This is a genomic window from Sulfitobacter sp. 1A15106 (assembly GCF_043556995.1).
In the GTDB taxonomy this organism is placed as follows: Bacteria; Pseudomonadota; Alphaproteobacteria; order Rhodobacterales; family Rhodobacteraceae; genus Sulfitobacter; species Sulfitobacter faviae.
The window spans coordinates 525,278-539,938 of the sequence record NZ_JBIFFM010000001.1; the positions used below are offsets into that span (position 1 = coordinate 525,278).

At 61.1% G+C, this 14,661-nt stretch carries 18 protein-coding genes; 6 read left to right on the forward strand and 12 right to left on the reverse strand.

The features are described from left to right. Positions 1 to 45 precede the first annotated feature (45 nt). The 3 genes from ACGYKA_RS02540 to ACGYKA_RS02550 all read right to left on the reverse strand — a co-directional run bounded on the left by ACGYKA_RS02540 (position 46) and on the right by ACGYKA_RS02550 (position 1,639). Positions 46 to 924 (reverse strand): PhzF family phenazine biosynthesis protein, encoded by an 879-nt coding sequence (locus ACGYKA_RS02540; protein ID WP_394411441.1) that lies wholly within the window; start codon positions 922 to 924, stop codon positions 46 to 48. A 78-nt stretch (positions 925 to 1,002) separates the two neighbouring features. Next, positions 1,003 to 1,221, reverse strand: coding sequence for a DUF1150 family protein (locus ACGYKA_RS02545; RefSeq protein ID WP_007119022.1), 219 nt, complete (start codon positions 1,219 to 1,221; stop codon positions 1,003 to 1,005). Positions 1,222 to 1,225: 4 nt separating this feature from the next. Further along, positions 1,226 to 1,639: an Hsp20 family protein gene (locus tag ACGYKA_RS02550; protein ID WP_067267324.1), complete on the reverse strand. Its 414-nt coding sequence runs from the start codon at positions 1,637 to 1,639 to the stop codon at positions 1,226 to 1,228. A gap of 163 nt (positions 1,640 to 1,802) precedes the next feature. Between ACGYKA_RS02550 and ACGYKA_RS02555 the strand changes: the two genes are divergently transcribed. The 3 genes from ACGYKA_RS02555 (at position 1,803) to ACGYKA_RS02565 (ending at position 3,671) form a co-directional block, all read left to right on the forward strand. Next, complete coding sequence (locus ACGYKA_RS02555; protein ID WP_067267347.1) at positions 1,803 to 2,027, forward strand: YdcH family protein; 225 nt, start codon at positions 1,803 to 1,805, stop codon at positions 2,025 to 2,027. 95 nt (positions 2,028 to 2,122) lie between these two features. Further along, positions 2,123 to 2,608 carry a 5-(carboxyamino)imidazole ribonucleotide mutase gene (gene purE / locus ACGYKA_RS02560; RefSeq protein WP_209218256.1) on the forward strand — a complete coding sequence of 162 codons (486 nt, stop codon included), beginning with the start codon at positions 2,123 to 2,125 and terminating at the stop codon, positions 2,606 to 2,608. Beyond that, entirely contained in the window at positions 2,601 to 3,671 is a 1,071-nt protein-coding gene (locus ACGYKA_RS02565) for a 5-(carboxyamino)imidazole ribonucleotide synthase (protein ID WP_394411444.1), read from the forward strand. The genes purE and ACGYKA_RS02565 overlap by 8 nt, the downstream gene beginning before the upstream one ends. Positions 3,672 to 3,673: 2 nt before the next feature. Here the strand turns inward: ACGYKA_RS02565 and ACGYKA_RS02570 are convergent, their stop codons facing one another. Next, positions 3,674 to 4,816, reverse strand: a complete 1,143-nt coding sequence (locus ACGYKA_RS02570) for an alpha-D-ribose 1-methylphosphonate 5-triphosphate diphosphatase (protein WP_394411447.1) — start codon at positions 4,814 to 4,816, stop codon at positions 3,674 to 3,676. Further along, entirely contained in the window at positions 4,803 to 5,600 is a 798-nt protein-coding gene (locus ACGYKA_RS02575; RefSeq protein WP_394411450.1) for an esterase/lipase family protein, read from the reverse strand. Before ACGYKA_RS02575 ends, ACGYKA_RS02570 begins: the two co-directional genes overlap by 14 nt. A gap of 66 nt (positions 5,601 to 5,666) precedes the next feature. Between ACGYKA_RS02575 and ACGYKA_RS02580 the strand changes: the two genes are divergently transcribed. Then, positions 5,667 to 6,131 (forward strand): NUDIX domain-containing protein, encoded by a 465-nt coding sequence (locus ACGYKA_RS02580; protein WP_394411453.1) that lies wholly within the window; start codon positions 5,667 to 5,669, stop codon positions 6,129 to 6,131. Here ACGYKA_RS02580 and ACGYKA_RS02585 read toward each other — a convergent pair. The 3 genes from ACGYKA_RS02585 to ACGYKA_RS02595 all read right to left on the reverse strand — a co-directional run bounded on the left by ACGYKA_RS02585 (position 6,097) and on the right by ACGYKA_RS02595 (position 9,368). Continuing rightward, positions 6,097 to 6,945, reverse strand: a complete 849-nt coding sequence (locus ACGYKA_RS02585) for a DMT family transporter (protein WP_394411456.1) — start codon at positions 6,943 to 6,945, stop codon at positions 6,097 to 6,099. The genes ACGYKA_RS02580 and ACGYKA_RS02585 overlap by 35 nt on opposite strands. A gap of 154 nt (positions 6,946 to 7,099) precedes the next feature. Further along, the gene (locus ACGYKA_RS02590; protein WP_394411459.1) at positions 7,100 to 7,849 is read right to left on the reverse strand and encodes an ATP-binding protein; all 750 of its coding nucleotides are present in this window, start codon (positions 7,847 to 7,849) and stop codon (positions 7,100 to 7,102) included. Between the two features lie 70 nt (positions 7,850 to 7,919). Next, positions 7,920 to 9,368 carry an ABC transporter substrate-binding protein gene (locus ACGYKA_RS02595; protein WP_394417171.1) on the reverse strand — a complete coding sequence of 483 codons (1,449 nt, stop codon included), beginning with the start codon at positions 9,366 to 9,368 and terminating at the stop codon, positions 7,920 to 7,922. 26 nt (positions 9,369 to 9,394) lie between these two features. On the opposite strand from ACGYKA_RS02595, the gene ACGYKA_RS02600 reads away from it, so the two are divergent. Continuing rightward, positions 9,395 to 11,458: an ATP-binding protein gene (locus ACGYKA_RS02600; RefSeq protein WP_394411465.1), complete on the forward strand. Its 2,064-nt coding sequence runs from the start codon at positions 9,395 to 9,397 to the stop codon at positions 11,456 to 11,458. 23 nt (positions 11,459 to 11,481) lie between these two features. Next, positions 11,482 to 11,850 (forward strand): response regulator, encoded by a 369-nt coding sequence (locus ACGYKA_RS02605; protein ID WP_394411468.1) that lies wholly within the window; start codon positions 11,482 to 11,484, stop codon positions 11,848 to 11,850. Positions 11,851 to 11,862: 12 nt separating this feature from the next. Here the strand turns inward: ACGYKA_RS02605 and ACGYKA_RS02610 are convergent, their stop codons facing one another. The 4 genes from ACGYKA_RS02610 to tnpA are packed head-to-tail and all read right to left on the reverse strand — an operon-like array spanning position 11,863 to position 14,533. After that, on the reverse strand, positions 11,863 to 12,084 hold the full coding sequence (locus tag ACGYKA_RS02610; RefSeq protein WP_067627597.1) for a hypothetical protein: 222 nt from the start codon (positions 12,082 to 12,084) through the stop codon (positions 11,863 to 11,865). 2 nt (positions 12,085 to 12,086) lie between these two features. Then, complete coding sequence (gene tnpC, locus ACGYKA_RS02615) at positions 12,087 to 13,718, reverse strand: IS66 family transposase (protein ID WP_067627599.1); 1,632 nt, start codon at positions 13,716 to 13,718, stop codon at positions 12,087 to 12,089. Between the two features lie 60 nt (positions 13,719 to 13,778). Beyond that, a complete protein-coding gene (tnpB, locus tag ACGYKA_RS02620; RefSeq protein ID WP_067627601.1) occupies positions 13,779 to 14,129 on the reverse strand; it encodes an IS66 family insertion sequence element accessory protein TnpB in 351 nt (116 codons plus the stop codon). Next, on the reverse strand, positions 14,126 to 14,533 hold the full coding sequence (gene tnpA / locus ACGYKA_RS02625; protein ID WP_082849416.1) for an IS66-like element accessory protein TnpA: 408 nt from the start codon (positions 14,531 to 14,533) through the stop codon (positions 14,126 to 14,128). Before tnpA ends, tnpB begins: the two co-directional genes overlap by 4 nt. Between the last annotated feature and the right edge of the window lie 128 nt (positions 14,534 to 14,661).

Sequence of the window (14,661 nt, forward strand, 5' to 3'; positions counted from 1 at the left end):
GCCAAGAACAACGCAGCCCCTCGGGGCTGCGTTTTACGTTTGGGGTCAGGCCATCTCGGGCATGAAGACTTGGCCCGACATCACCACGCGCCCCTGCCCCGCCACGCGGACACCGGTGATCGCATCGCGGGGGCCAAGCACCTCGACCTCCGCCCGTCCGGGGCGGCCCATGAGGTGCCCCTGCTCGGCCACGAAGGCCGGGCTCTCGATCAATCCGCGCGCCCAGAGATAGGCCGCCATGGCACCCGTCGCCGAACCGGTGAAAGGGTCTTCGGCGGGGCTGGGCGGGGCCAGCAGCAGCCGCGCATAAGTATTGCCCGCAGCGGTCGCGCCCTCGAGGGTGACCCAGAAGGGCTCCATCATATCGCTGCCCTGCCCCAGATGGGCATTATAGGCCGCGAGCGCTTCGGGGTTGAGTTTCAGCCCTTCCAAGGCGGCGCGACTGCGCAGGACGGTGATACAGAACGGCAGCCCGGTGGAGACCACCTGCGGCGGCGCGATGATATCCGCCGGAGCCACGCCGCCCACCTTGGCGACGAGATCGGCAGGCACTTCTTCCCCGAAAACCGGCGCGATCTGGGTCATGGCGATTTGGGAGCCGCGCACCTCGACCTCAACGATCCCCGCGCCGGTCTCCAACCGCAGTGGCCCTTCGCCGATCAACCCGCGATGGCGCAGCGCTGCGACGGTGGCGATGGTGGGGTGGCCCGCAAAGGGTATCTCTCGACTGGCGAGGTAGTATGGCACCCTGAAATCCGCGACCTCCGACGGGCCGGTAAAGGTGCATTCCACGAGGGATGTTTCGCGCACATAGGCCATGCATAGCTCATCCGGCAGCCCTGCCCCACCATGCACCACGGCACAGCCATTGCCGCCAAAGACTTGGTCGGTAAAGGCGTCTACCCAGTCGAAATCGAAATCCATAAGGCCGCTCCCAATAAAAAAGGCCGCAGTGGACTGCGGCCTTGCATCGGGCTTAGCGTATCGTCGTGCCGCGCGGCGTCAATGCACCATCACTGGCCGGTAGTCATGCTCTCGCGCCAATGAGAAGGCGAGTTTCTGATCGCCGACCAGCGCAAGCTGCTGCCCTTCGGCATCGTGAACGGCATAGAGAAGCTCAAGCCCCTCGGCCTGATCGCGCACCTCGCGCGGCAGGTCGGCGACAGCGATGGTTTTGACATAGACCATACGGTCGTTTCCGTGGGTGATTGCGTCTTGCATGATGTTACCCCTTCTTGATCTTGATGGTTTGAACCACCGTTTCAGGCTTGGCGCGGGTCAGGTCGACATGCAGCAGACCGTTCTCCATAACCGCTTCGCCCACATCGACCCCATCGGCCAGTACGAACGAGCGCTGGAATTGACGCGCGGCGATTCCACGGTGCAGAAACACCCTGTCTTCGCCATCGTCGGACTGCCGCCCACGGATCACGAGCTGTCTATCCTCAACGGTTATCGACAGATCCTGTTCCGAAAAACCCGCTACCGCCAGCGTGATGCGATAGCTGTAGTCCGAGGTTTGCTCGATGTTGAACGGCGGATAACCTTCGTTTCCGGCCTTGGCGCTGCGTTCAAGCACCCGTTCCAATTGTTCAAACCCAAGCATATGCGGGTAAGAGGCAAGCGTTAATTTCGTCATGCGACACGTCCTTATCAGGTCAAGCGACAGTGTTTCACAGGCCCCGCAACCGGCAGCCCGTTGCATTGAATATGGGGGGGCTTGGGCAAGGGCGCAAGGGCTATGCCAAATGATCTCAACCGCTTATATTCAAGGTTCAGATGCCCAACGGAATCACCTGCCCATGAATGCCCCTACCGATCTGTCGATGAAAACGGACGAAGTGCTGCGTGTCGAGCTTGAGGTCTTTCGACGGGAACATCGCGATCTGGATGACGCCATCCATGCGCTGGTCGAACGCGGCACGGGGGATCAACTGACCCTGCAACGGCTCAAGAAACGCAAACTGCGCCTCAAGGATTTGATCGCCCAGATCGAAGACCGGCTGACGCCCGATATCATCGCCTGACCCATTATCCCTAGGGCCCGCGGCAATCGGCGTTGCCAGATGGGCCGTGATGGGTATAGTGCGCGCTCTGATCCACCATGAGAAGGCCCGCAGCAATGACCACGCCCCCGGTTGGCATCATCATGGGGTCCCAGTCCGACTGGGCCACCATGCGCGAAGCAGCAACCCTGCTGGACGAGCTTAACATCCCATTCGAGGCGCGCATCGTTTCGGCCCATCGCACGCCGGACCGGCTCTGGGATTATGGCAAAACGGCGGTGGACCGGGGTTTGCAAGTCATCATCGCGGGCGCAGGCGGAGCGGCGCATTTGCCGGGCATGATGGCCTCTAAAACCCGCGTGCCGGTGATCGGTGTGCCGGTGCAGACTAAGGCGCTGTCGGGGGTGGATTCGCTCTATTCCATCCTGCAAATGCCGCGCGGCTTCCCGGTCGCGACCATGGCCATCGGTGCCGCAGGCGCGGCCAATGCCGCCCTGATGGCGGCGGGCATCCTTGCGCTGCAAGACCCGGAATTGGCCAAACGGCTGGACGATTGGCGCGACGCACTTAGCGCTTCGATCCCCGAGGTGCCGCATGACTGACCCTCTGCAAACCGGCGCCACCATCGGCATTCTGGGCGGCGGCCAATTGGGCCGCATGCTTTCTGTCGCCGCAGCACGGCTTGGCTTTCGCACCCATATCTTCGAGCCGGGCGCCAACCCGCCCGCCGCCGATGTGGCCCATGCGGTGACCACCGCCCCCTATGACGACCACAAGGCGCTGGAGGCTTTCGCCCATGCCTGTGACATCGTCACCTTCGAGTTTGAGAACATCCCCACCGAAGCGCTCGACATGGTCGAGGCGATCACCCCGCTGCGCCCGGGCCGCGAGGCGCTGCGCGTTTCCCAAGATCGGCTGACCGAGAAAACCTTCCTCGGCGATCTTGGCCTGCGCGTGGCCCCTTTCGCCGATGTGACCGACGCCGCCAGCCTGAAGGCCGCCGTGGCCCAAATCGGCACGCCTGCGATCCTCAAAACCCGCCGTTTCGGCTATGACGGAAAGGGCCAAGCGCGGCTAAAAGACGATTCCGACCTCGACGCCGCTTGGGCCGAGATGAACGGCGCGCCTTCCGTGCTCGAAGGTTTCGTGAACTTCAGCGCCGAAATCTCTGTCATCGCCGCGCGCAGTGCCACGGGCGAGGTTGCCTGTTTCGACCCTGGTGAGAATGTCCACCGCGATGGCATCCTGCACACCACCACCGTGCCCGCCAAGATCAGCAATGCACAGCGCACCGACGCAGTGCTGCTTGCCGGTCGCGTGCTGAACGCACTGGATTACGTGGGCGTTATGGGGGTCGAGCTTTTCGTCACGCCGCAGGGGCTGATCGTGAATGAGATCGCCCCGCGGGTGCATAACTCTGGCCATTGGACCCAGAACGGCTGCACCATCGACCAGTTCGAGCAGCATATCCGCGCCGTGGCCGGGTGGCCCCTGGGCGATGGGCAGCGCTATGCAGATGTGGTGATGACCAACCTCATCGGCGATGACATGGACCGCGTGCCCGAACTCGCCCGCGCCCGCGACACGGCGCTGCATCTTTACGGCAAGGCCGAGGTCAAACCGGGCCGCAAGATGGGTCATGTAAACCAGATCACCCGCGGCTGAGGTCAGCCACAGAACCGTTCCGCCACCGCGCCGGACATAAAGCTCACCTGCCCCGCTGCGAAAGTGGCGGCGACCCGGCCCGTGGCCTTGTCCAAGACGACGATATCGGCGCGTTTGCCCGGCGCCAGCGTGCCGCGATCCGTAAGCCCCAAGACCTGCGCCGGCCCGGATGAGACCAACGCCCAAGCGCCCGCAAGGTCCAGCAATCCGCTCTGCGCCAGCATCAAGGCGGCGCGGCGCGGCGAGGGGTAATGGTAATCCGACGCCAACGCGTGACAAAGCCCCATAGTGATCAGGTCCAGCGCCGAAAGGTTGCCGTTATGCGACCCGCCGCGCACCACATTGGGCGCGCCCATGATGACCGCATCTCCCGCCCCGTGCGCGGCCTCGGCGGCCTCCTGCGTTTCGGGGAATTCCGCCAGCGTCACGCCCCGCGCCCGCCAAAGGGCGCGGCCCTCGGCGGTTTGGTCATCATGGCTGCCCATTTTAACGCCACGCTGCGCCAGTTCCGCGCAGAGTCGGTCCAAGGCCGCGGGCACCTCATCGCGCCGCGCGTGCATCTCCTGCATCTGCGCCAAATGGCTCTCCGGGCTGCGCCCGGCCTTCAGCGCCTGCCCGACCAGCCGTTTTGGGGTCTTGCCCGCCGCCAAACGATCATGCGGCAGGTGATCGTTGAACACCACATAGCCCACGCCCCAATCCGCCATGCGCTGCGGCAGACTGTCGTAAAGGTCGAGCATATGGGTCTCAAACCGAAGCTGCGGGCGGATGTCGGTGACCAATTCCGGCGCGGTGTCGCGGATGCCGCTAAAGACCTGATCGGCGAACGCCAGCCCCCGCAGCCCGCCTTCCCAGCTGACGAATTGCGCCAAAACCGCGGTGGTCATGCCATTCGCCGCGAGCTCTGCCTCCGCTGCGACCAACCCTTCGGATAGTTGTTTCATCGCCCCGCGACGCGGTGCCAGATGCCGCTCGAACGCGTCGCCATGCAGATCGACGATCCCCGGCATGACTTGAAAGCCGGTCAGATCGACAGGCCGCCCGACCGGGGCATCGGCAATCACCCCGTCGGCAAAAGACAACGGCGCGCGGCTCAGCCCCTCGGGGTGAAGCACCTCCGCATTGACGAGATCAAGGTTTGGCATCGTCCCCTCCCACCCCCGGCAGGCAGCCCGCTTCCGGGCAGCCGATCGCATTCAGGACGCCATCGATAAAGGTCATCGACCGATCAAAACTGCCGGTTTTCAGAAAGGCCATGGTCTGGGCGATAACGCGCGGGTTGTTCATCATGAAGGTATGGGTCACCGGCAAGACGATATGGTCTTTCATCCCCGCCACACGGGTGGAGGCGACCGAGACCTTTCCATCATCCGGCCCCGGCAAAAGGCTCGAAAAATAGGGGTTGAGCGACTGTGATCCGGCAATCACGCCCAATTCGAAAGGGACCGGCGGCAATTGGTTCGGCAAGGCCGCGTCATCGGTGCCGATCTCAGCCCCCGCGGGGCCGTTCAACCACTCGAACGCAGGGTTCTCGACCAGTTCGTCCACCACCTCGCTGCCGTGATTGGGCGGCCCCAGCATCACCACGCGCCCGACTCGGTCGGCCCCGGCCTCGGCCACCCATTTGCGCACCAAAATACCGCCCATGGAATGGGTCACGAAATCGATCCGCGCGGTGCCGCAGGCCTCAATCGCGCGCGGCAGGGTCTGTTTCGCCAATTCCGCGATATTGGCCTCAGTCGAAGGGTAGCCCGGGCGCACCACGCGGTAGCCTTCGGCGGCCAAGGCCGCTTCCATCACGGCAAAAGACATCTCGGTCCTAGCCAGCCCATGCAGCAAAACCACGCAGCGCCCCGCCGCGTTTTCGGCCGCGGCAGGCAGGGGGATCGCCAAGCAGATCGCGGCAATCAGCAGGGTGAAAAATCTCATCATGCCCTCCAGATAGACTGATTGCCCCGACTGTGAAATGGTCTTGGCGCGTTACCTGACGAAAGTATGCCGATGCCCCGACCCTGCCCTCGATTGGCCGCCCGCGCCGTGCTGCTGCACGAAGACCGGCTGCTGCTGGTCAACGCCTATGCCGATGATCGGCTGGGCCTGATGTGCGCCCCCGGCGGTGGGGTGGAGGCCGGCGCCTCCCTCCCCGATAACCTGCGCCGCGAGGTCTTTGAGGAAACGGGCCTCACGATCTCTGTCGGCGCGCCCTGTTTGGTCAATGAGTTCCATGACCCCGGCGGCGATTTCCATCAGGTGGATATCTATTTCAGATGCCACATCCTCGGATCCGCCCAAATCGCCCCCGATTGGCAAGACCGGGAGGCCATCGTCACGCGGCATCAATGGGTCACCCAAACGGAACTGGCACAAGTCCCCCACAAGCCCGATAGCCTCGGCACAGTCGCTTTTGGCCCAACGGAGGCGGCGATCACCTACGATCCTTTGGAGCCGATTTTGCGCTGATCGCCCAAGCGATCCCGCCCAAAACCAAGGCCGTCGCGAGGACCAGCGTCAAGCTCAGCGGCTCACCCAAGAGCAGCGCCCCGGCGAGGATCGCGATGATCGGCACGCTTAGCTGCGCCACCGCCGCCGTGCCCCCGTCGATCCGCGTCAGCACCGCATACCACAGGGCATAGCCAAGGCCCGAAGTCAGCACGCCGCAAAGCGCGCCCAACAAAAGCCCCGTCAGGCTGAAATGCGCCCCCGCAAAAGCGGGCAGGATGAGCATGAACGGCAAACAGAGCAAAAAGTTTGCCGAAGTCGCCGCCAGCGGATCGCCCGATGTGCGACCGATGATCGTATAGGCGGCCCAGCCGATCCCCGCCAGAACCATCAGCCCGGCGCCGATTGGATCAGTGGAACCCTGCCCATCAGGCCAGAGGGCCAAAACCAATCCCGCAAAAGCCGCCGCAGCACCTGTGATCTGCCGCGCGGTGGGCGCCGCGCCGGTCAAAGCGGCGTAGGTGAACATGGTAATCTGCACCACGCCAAAAAGGATGAGCGCACCGAGCCCCGCGTCCAACGTCAGATACGCCAGACTGAACCCGATCATATAGACAGCGAGACTCACGGCCCCGCCGATCCTGTTGCGCCGCAAAAGCGGCAGCCGTCCACCCCGCAGCGCAACCAAGATGCCCAAAACCAATGCCCCCGCACCGACCCGCACAAGGGCAAAGCCCGCCGGATCGATATGCCCGCCTTCCACCGCCATTCGGGTCAAAATTGAGTTCGCCGCAAAAGCGCACATGGTGAGGGCGGAAAGAAGGAAAAGCTGCATGACCTCTCGCTTAGCCTCACTTTCCAGCCGCGCCAAGCGCGGAATGCCTTTTGCATAAGGTTCTAACTGGGACGTGATGATCTCCTCCTTCGCATCGATTGGCGTCGATAGTGGCGCCAGAGGTGTTCCTTGGCTCCCCGGGGTTTCACCTATGCTATGTCATAGCCACGCCCTCCAAACGCACGGATACAGTCGTACCACGCTCATTACAGGTGGATACCAAACAGGCATGGCCCCCATAGGCCGCCGCGATTTTGCGAACCAAGGCCAGCCCCAAGCCCGACCCTTCAACCTCATCGCGCGACCGCAAAGTAATCATCGGCTGGAAGACACGCTCATGATAACGCGGCGGTATTCCCGGCCCATCATCGGAAACGGTCAGCATCATGGCCTCCCCTTCGTTTTTTACCACTACCTCGACCCGCCCGGAAAACCGATCATGATGCTTGATCGCGTTTCCAATCAACGCCACGAAAAGCGAGTGCAGGTCCTGATCGTCAACGACGAAAGAGTCGCACCCGAAGTAATGATCAACCCGGAAACCACTGGGCGGCCCGACTTCCTCCAACGCGGCATCAAAGGCCTGACGAAGCTCAAGCACGGTCGCATTGCGCCTCCTTCCGGCGCGCGAGTATTGAAGCAGGTCGACTAACATCCGATCCAACCGCCGCGTGTGCCGCTTCATCAAGGCGATGGAACTGTGGACCGAAGCGCTTACCTCCAGTCCCGCCTCCTCAATATCCTCGGCGATCCATTCAGGCAGTTCCAACAGCGCGCGAATGGAGCCGCGCAGATCGTGACTTACCAGATGGATAAACTCCTCCGCATCAGGCCCGAGAGGCTGCGGCTCTTCGCGCGAAGGTAGCTCATGGTCGGCAGGTAACCTTAACAGCCGCTGCGTCATATCGCGACCTCCCTGCGATCAGCGCATGAGCAAAACGCCCTGCTAACCCGAATTAAAACTAAAGGTTCCATCAAGCGATATCCCATAGCAATCGACGCGCATTGGGCGGATATTTCGCTCGCAGGCGCGCCCACCTTTGTATTTGCCTTTCGCGTCCAACCCGGCTGGTGATCAACTGCCATTGCTGTGCCACCCGGGTCAGGGCCATTTTCGGCGAAACCTCACCCTGAAGGGCCTTATCCAATCCCCTCCCCAATGTTTGAAAATACTCTGATTGCCCTTTCAAATAGAAATCAGGAATCGCCCCTTTAAGCGCCGCGCGATGCACCTCAAGAAAAGACTTTGAATAGGCCGCTTCCACGCCCCGGTCACTGTAGTGCTCACGGCGGAAGGGATCGAAAAACCCATCCGGCTGCCGAACGGCGAGCGTCGACATTGCTGGCGTGACCGCGAAGAGGGCGAATAGATAGGCGAGTTCTCTCTGGGTCGATACCGCGCTGATGACAAAGCTCCATCCCCAATTGAAATAGGGGATTTCGAGCAGTTCCTCCCCCACCTGCCCTCCGGGGGTTGGCCCATAAACCATCCGTCCGCGCATCGATGATCGACGAGAGTTAAGGTATTTCTGCGTTCCGCCCCAGCCGATGTTACAATAGACATCGCCCTTCGCGTATCGCGACCAATTTCCAAACAGCCCCAGGCTCGAAGTTTCGGGAGCAAGGCAGTCCGTGATCGCAATCAACTCTTCGAGCGCTGCCACCCCCGGATTATCTGCAATTTGCGGCGTCATATCGGGGGACAGAGGCCAATAGCCCTTGGCGTGAAACCGCACCCACCATTCCCATGCGAGGTACCCCGGCGTGCGGAACAACAATCCGCCATACCGACCGGCCTCTGGTGCATGAAAGAACCGGATTTGCTGGTCCAGTTCTTGCCAAGTTTCCGGCTGAACAAGTGGATAGCCGAAACGATCGGCGTAGCGCGCTTGTTCATCCGGATCGCGCAGCATCTCACGATGGTAGAACATCAAATAGGCGTCGCCATCCGTTTGAAATCCATATATTTTTCCGTCGAACCTATCCCCGTCTTGATAAAGCATAGGGTCGCGAAACCCCGGCGGTTCATAGCGTGCGGCGAGGCCATCCAAGGCATGGACCGCCCCTGCGGCCACCAGATCTGCGACACCAAAAGTCGCGGGCAAAGCGACGTCATATCGCGCCTCCCCGAGTACACTATTAAGCATCAGTTCCGCGTTGATCTGATCTACATGCACTTCTTGTAGGTCGACCGCGACCCCGGTCCGTTCTGTAAAGGCTTTTGCAACCGGCGCGAGATTGGCCCGCGACCCTTCAGGCAACAGCACCGAAAGCGTTTTTGCGTTTCCTCCCAAATCGCGGGCCTGCGCGGCCACCTTTATATCGATCGCCTCACCGAATGCCTGAGCGGCGATCAGCGTGCTGAGACCGGCGCCCAATCCGATTGAAACCGTTCGTCTTGTCAACCTGCGGCCGCCTGACACGATTCGATCCTCCAATACGCCGGGGCATGACCCCTTCCCGCTGTCATGGCGCTGGTTTTAGGGCGACGGCGATTAACATTGCGTTAATCGGTCACGGCTATTCACAAGGTATGAAAACGATGCACCCCCCTTGGCGCCTCCTGCAGCTTTTCGGGAGCCGTATCAGCACCCGTCTCAGGGCCGCTTTTCTGCTCGTTGCGGGCATCATCGGCCTAGCCGGGTGGGTTGCTACGGGGCAAATGCGCGCTGTTTTGGCCAGTCATGCTCATCTGAGCCAATCGGCGCTACCGATGTTGGCCATTTCCCAGCAGATCGAGCGGTCTTTGAATGGTGTGTTCCTTTCAATTGAACAGTTAAGTCAGCAAGATACCACAGCTTCACCATCAGTCCTTGGGCAGGAAATCGGGACAAAGATCAGCGAAATCTCCAAACTCTTAGATGATCTGTCGACGTCCGAGATCCCGCCCCCCTTAGCGGCCCGGCTGGAACAGCGTCTCCAGATGGCACGGCGCGCGACGGATGCGGCAGTAGTCAGCCTTCTGGAGATGCGGCGCGCGGAGGCGCAAATCGTCTCAACCCTCGATGTTGTCGAGCAAATTCAAGAGCAAAGTCACCTCATTATCGACGATCTGGCCTATCGGCTTTCTAGGCAAACCGAAGCTTTGCTGGCCGAAGCCCTTAGGACTTCGGGTTCCGGCCAGCTTCAAAATCCTACGTCCCGCTTTCCCGAATTGTTGTTAAGTGCGGTCAATTTGAATGACATTCGGCTCAGTCTCGACACGCTGATCAATATCGTCATGTCGCAAGGGCTACAGAACCAGCCCCTTCAACTCCCGCGCGCGAAACTACTTGTCGAAGAACATTTCCAGGATGCCATAGCCCGCTTACCGCGCATTCACGAAACAGCAAGCAGGCGGTCACTTGCCCGCCAAATTGACGCGTTGCGCGACCTGCTGCTGCGTCCCGAAACAGGGTTCTTTGCCCATACAATGGCCCGCCTGCGGTTCAATAATAGCTTCGAAAGGCTGCAAGCCGAACATCTCCCCATGATCGTGGAAATTTCCGATATCTCCTCCGATCTGACCCAGAATACCCTAGAGCGGGTGGATGCTGCGACGCAGGCCCTGCGTGATACCATCAACCAGGTCATTTGGACCGTGGGTCTCACCATGGCCTGCGCCTTTCTCGTGATTGCGATGGCAAACGGCTTGGTTATCGAACGGCAGTTTAACCGCCGGATCAGACGCTTGACCGATTCCGTGACCGCGATTGCTCGGGGGGATCTCGACCATCCGATTACCGTGAGAGGGCGGGACGAGCTTGGAGAGATGGCGCGCGCATTGACCGTCTTCCGCACCACGGCGGAGGAGCTGCGGCGCTCGAATATCGAGTTGGAGAAATTTGCCTATGTCGCTGCGCACGACCTGCGGTCGCCCCTCCGGGCGGTGCATGAATTGAGCCTTTGGGTGCTGGAGGACGAGGACAACGCGCTAAGTGCCGAAAGCCGAAGCTATTTGCTGATGTCTCAACAACGGATCGACCGGCTAAACCGTCTTTTGGCCGATCTGTTGGACTACGCCCGCGCAGGGCAGGACCAGCCTGCGCCGGAGCCTGTCCATCTTGGCCGCTTGGTGACGGAGCTCGCCCGTTACATCGATACCGAAGGCCGTTTCAAAATCACCTTTACCGGGGCGGAGCAGGTCGTCGACGCGCAGCTGACACCCTTGCAGCAAATCTTGGGCAATCTCATCTCGAATGCGATCAAACACCATGACCGGGATCATGGGACGATCCATATCAGTGCACAACGGCGGCAGGACCACCTTGTCTTGACCGTCCGCGATGATGGGCCGGGTATAGAGCTTCGGCATCAGCAAAAGATATTTGAACTCTTTCAGACCCTTAAACCCCGCGATGAGGTTGAGGGGAGCGGCTTGGGACTCGCCATCGTAAGCAAGCTTGCGGCCCACCAAAAAGGCAAGGTCACGCTATTTTCCGACCCTGACAAAGGGCGCGGCGCGACCTTTGTGGTTGAGCTTCCACTGGCACCTCAAACGCATCAACCCCTGCCCGTGGCGGCCGCAGCGTGACGAAAGTCGGAAAGGAGTATCGGATGAAAACGACGCCCGCGAAATTTCTTATCGTCGATGACGACAAAGTCAGCGTGATGGCCATGCAACGGGCGATGCGCAAGCTGAAGATCGTCAATGAGACGGCGGTTTGCCACGACGGCCAGCAAGCGCTTGAGTTTCTGGCGGAGGAAGTGAAGCGGCACGGACGATTGCCGCCCTATATCATCACGCTCGACCTCAATATGCCGCGCATGGGCGGGCTTGAGTTCTTGGAGGTCGTTCGGGCCGATCCCGCCTTGGAGCGTATGGTGGTCTTCGTCTTCACCACCTCCGACATGCCCACGGATGTGCAATCGGCCTATAGCAAGAATGTCGCGGGCTATATCGTGAAGGGTAAGCATCCGGCGTAGGCCACAGGTGGGTCATCGCTCGAGATCACGGTTCATTAAGATGAGCGCTTGCAGGTTTCCGATCCCAAGCGGAGTGAAGGCGATCACGCTATCGTCGCCGGGGCCGTGGACCCAGATCACACCATCTTCGGTTTCCATACCGATGGCGAGATCGAAGATCCGATCAACGGTTTCGCTCAGTTCGACAGCGACGCGGTTGATTGTCTTGACGGAATACACCTTGTTCAGCTGCATGGTTACGCTGCTTGTGGAAGGGATAGGGCTTTCCAGTTCCAAGGCAGAAGCTCATGGATGCGCGAGACGGGCATGTCGGGCAGCCGGGCGAGAACATCGGCGAGCCAGGCCTGTGGGTCGATGTCGTTCATTTTGGCGGTGACGATAAGGGTATACATGGCGGCCGCCCGCTCACCGCCGCGCTCGGACCCTGCAAAGAGCCACGACTTCCGACCCAGGGCAACGCCACGTAAGGCGCGTTCGGCCGCATTATTCGTCAGACAGATACGCCCGTCCTCGAGGAATGCCGTGAAGGCCTGCCAACGGCCACGCTTCTCAAACATGTAGTTGATCGCCTTGGCCACTTTGTTGTGCCTGGACAGTTTCGCGCGCTCTTCCTGCAGCCAGTCGTGGAGGCCGTTCACCAGGGGGAGGGACAGGTTCTGTCGGGCGGCGAGCCGGGCATCAGCATCCAGCCCATTGATTTCGCGCTCGATGTCGAAGATGGCATCGATCCGTTTTACCGCTTCCAGTGCGACCGGTGAGATCTGATGGGCAGGTTTGCCCTTGCGGACGTTGCCCGCGATATCGGCCAGTTCGAAGAACTTCCGGCGCGCATGCGACCAGCACAGCGCACTGGTCACGGGCCCCGCGTCTCGGTCCTCTCGATAGAGGTCGTTGTATCCCCCATAGGCGTCCGCTTGCAGCACCCCTTGCCATTCTGCCAGATGCTGATTGGGATTGGTTGCCGCGCGATCTCGGGAGAAGCGGAAGAACGCCGCCGGCGGCGCGCCACCATTCCAGGGGCGGTCATCACGGACATAGGTCCAGAGCCGGGCCTTTTTTGCACCGCCCCGCACCAGAAGCGGCACGGTGGTATCATCGCCATGCAGGCGGTGAGCGGCACGCACGTGGGCCTCGATCAGCGCATGGATCGGCTGCAGGGCGACAGTCGCGTGCCCGACCAGGTCTGCCAGGGTGGACAGGCTCAGCTCTACACCTTCACGGGCAAAGCGCTCGGCCTGCCGGTTCAACGGCTGGTGCTGACCATATTTCTCGAAGATTAGCATTGCGATCAGGCTGGGCCCGGCCCATCCGCGCGGAATCGCATGGAACGGCGCCGGCGGCTGGCTGATCTTCTCGCAGGCCCGGCAAGTGAACTTCTCGCGCACGGTCTGGATCACCTTCCACTGACGCGGGATCACCTCCAGCGTCTCGGTGATGTCCTCGCCCATCTTCACGATCCGGTCCGAGCCACAGCAGGTGCAGGCGGCCGGTGCTTCGACGACAACCCGTTCGCGCGGCAGGTGATCGGGGAACGGCTTGCGCACCGGATGGCGGCGCGTGAAGGCGCGCACCGTGCTGGCTTTCTCGCTTGCTTGATCTGCGGCCAAGGCATCCTCGGTGGCCGCCGCTTCCATCTCTTCAAGCTGCAGTTCCAGTTGATCGATCAGCCGGGCGCGTCGTTCTGACGAGATACCGTATTTGTCACGGCGCAGTTTGGCGATCTCGAGCTTGAGCTCTTGGATCATCGCCTCGGAGCAGGAGACAACCGCGCGGGCCTGCGCCAGCTCGCTTTCCGCCACATCTGCACGGGCCTCTGCGGCGGCCAGGGCAGCGCGTAATTTGGCGAGTTCGGAGGCGGCATCAGACATGACCAATATTTACCAGCCGAAGCCGCGAAGCACCAATAAAAACAGGCTACCTGGCGCAAATTAACCAGCCTTTGCAGGCCGTTGTGTCCAGCGTGGGTTACGCCAGTCGATGCCCTCCAGAAGATAACCCAACTGCGCCGCCGAGACCTGCACCGCTTCGCCCGACCGGCTTACCGGCCAGATAAACTTACCTGCCTCCAAGCGCTTCAAATAGAGCGACATGCCCACGCCATCATGCCACAGGATCTTGACCAGATCGCCTTTACGCCCCCGGAAGCAAAATATCTCACCCGCATGGGGATCACGGCCAAGCCCTTCCTGCACCTGTAGCGCCAGCGTGTTCATGCCCCGCCGCATATCGGTGACGCCGCCTGCGATCCAGACCTTCACGCCCGCCGGAAACGCAATCATTGCCCGTCCACCACTGTCAGAATCCGGGCAAGCGCTTCGGGCTCCACGCCGATGGGGAGGATGAGTCGACGCCCATTCGGAAGAGCCACCTCAATCCGGCAGTCCGGAGGTGGACTGGCATCGATCGGATTTGCCTGCGACGTGGAAACTTCCTTCGGCACAGTCACCGGCGCAAACGATACAGAGCCAGAAGACCCAAGCTCACCAGTTCGATACTGCCGCCGCCAAGTGGTCAGAAGCGACCGGCAAATGCCGTGCCGCCGAGCTGTGGCTGTCACCTGACGGTGGCCAATAAAGCTCTCCTCTACAATACGCAGCTTGTCATCATCCGACCAATACCGGCGGCGTTCACCATCGGCAGCAGACAGAACTTCGATTTGAGGGCGATTGATAAAGTCGGACATAAGGTCGGACTTACCATCAGATCGAGCCTGAGATCAGACGGCCGTCGCCGGCTTGCAGTTACCCATAAGTTTGGTGCGACGAATTGATTCACCCATCAGTCTTGCTCTTGCCCGCGCAGCCCCGAGCA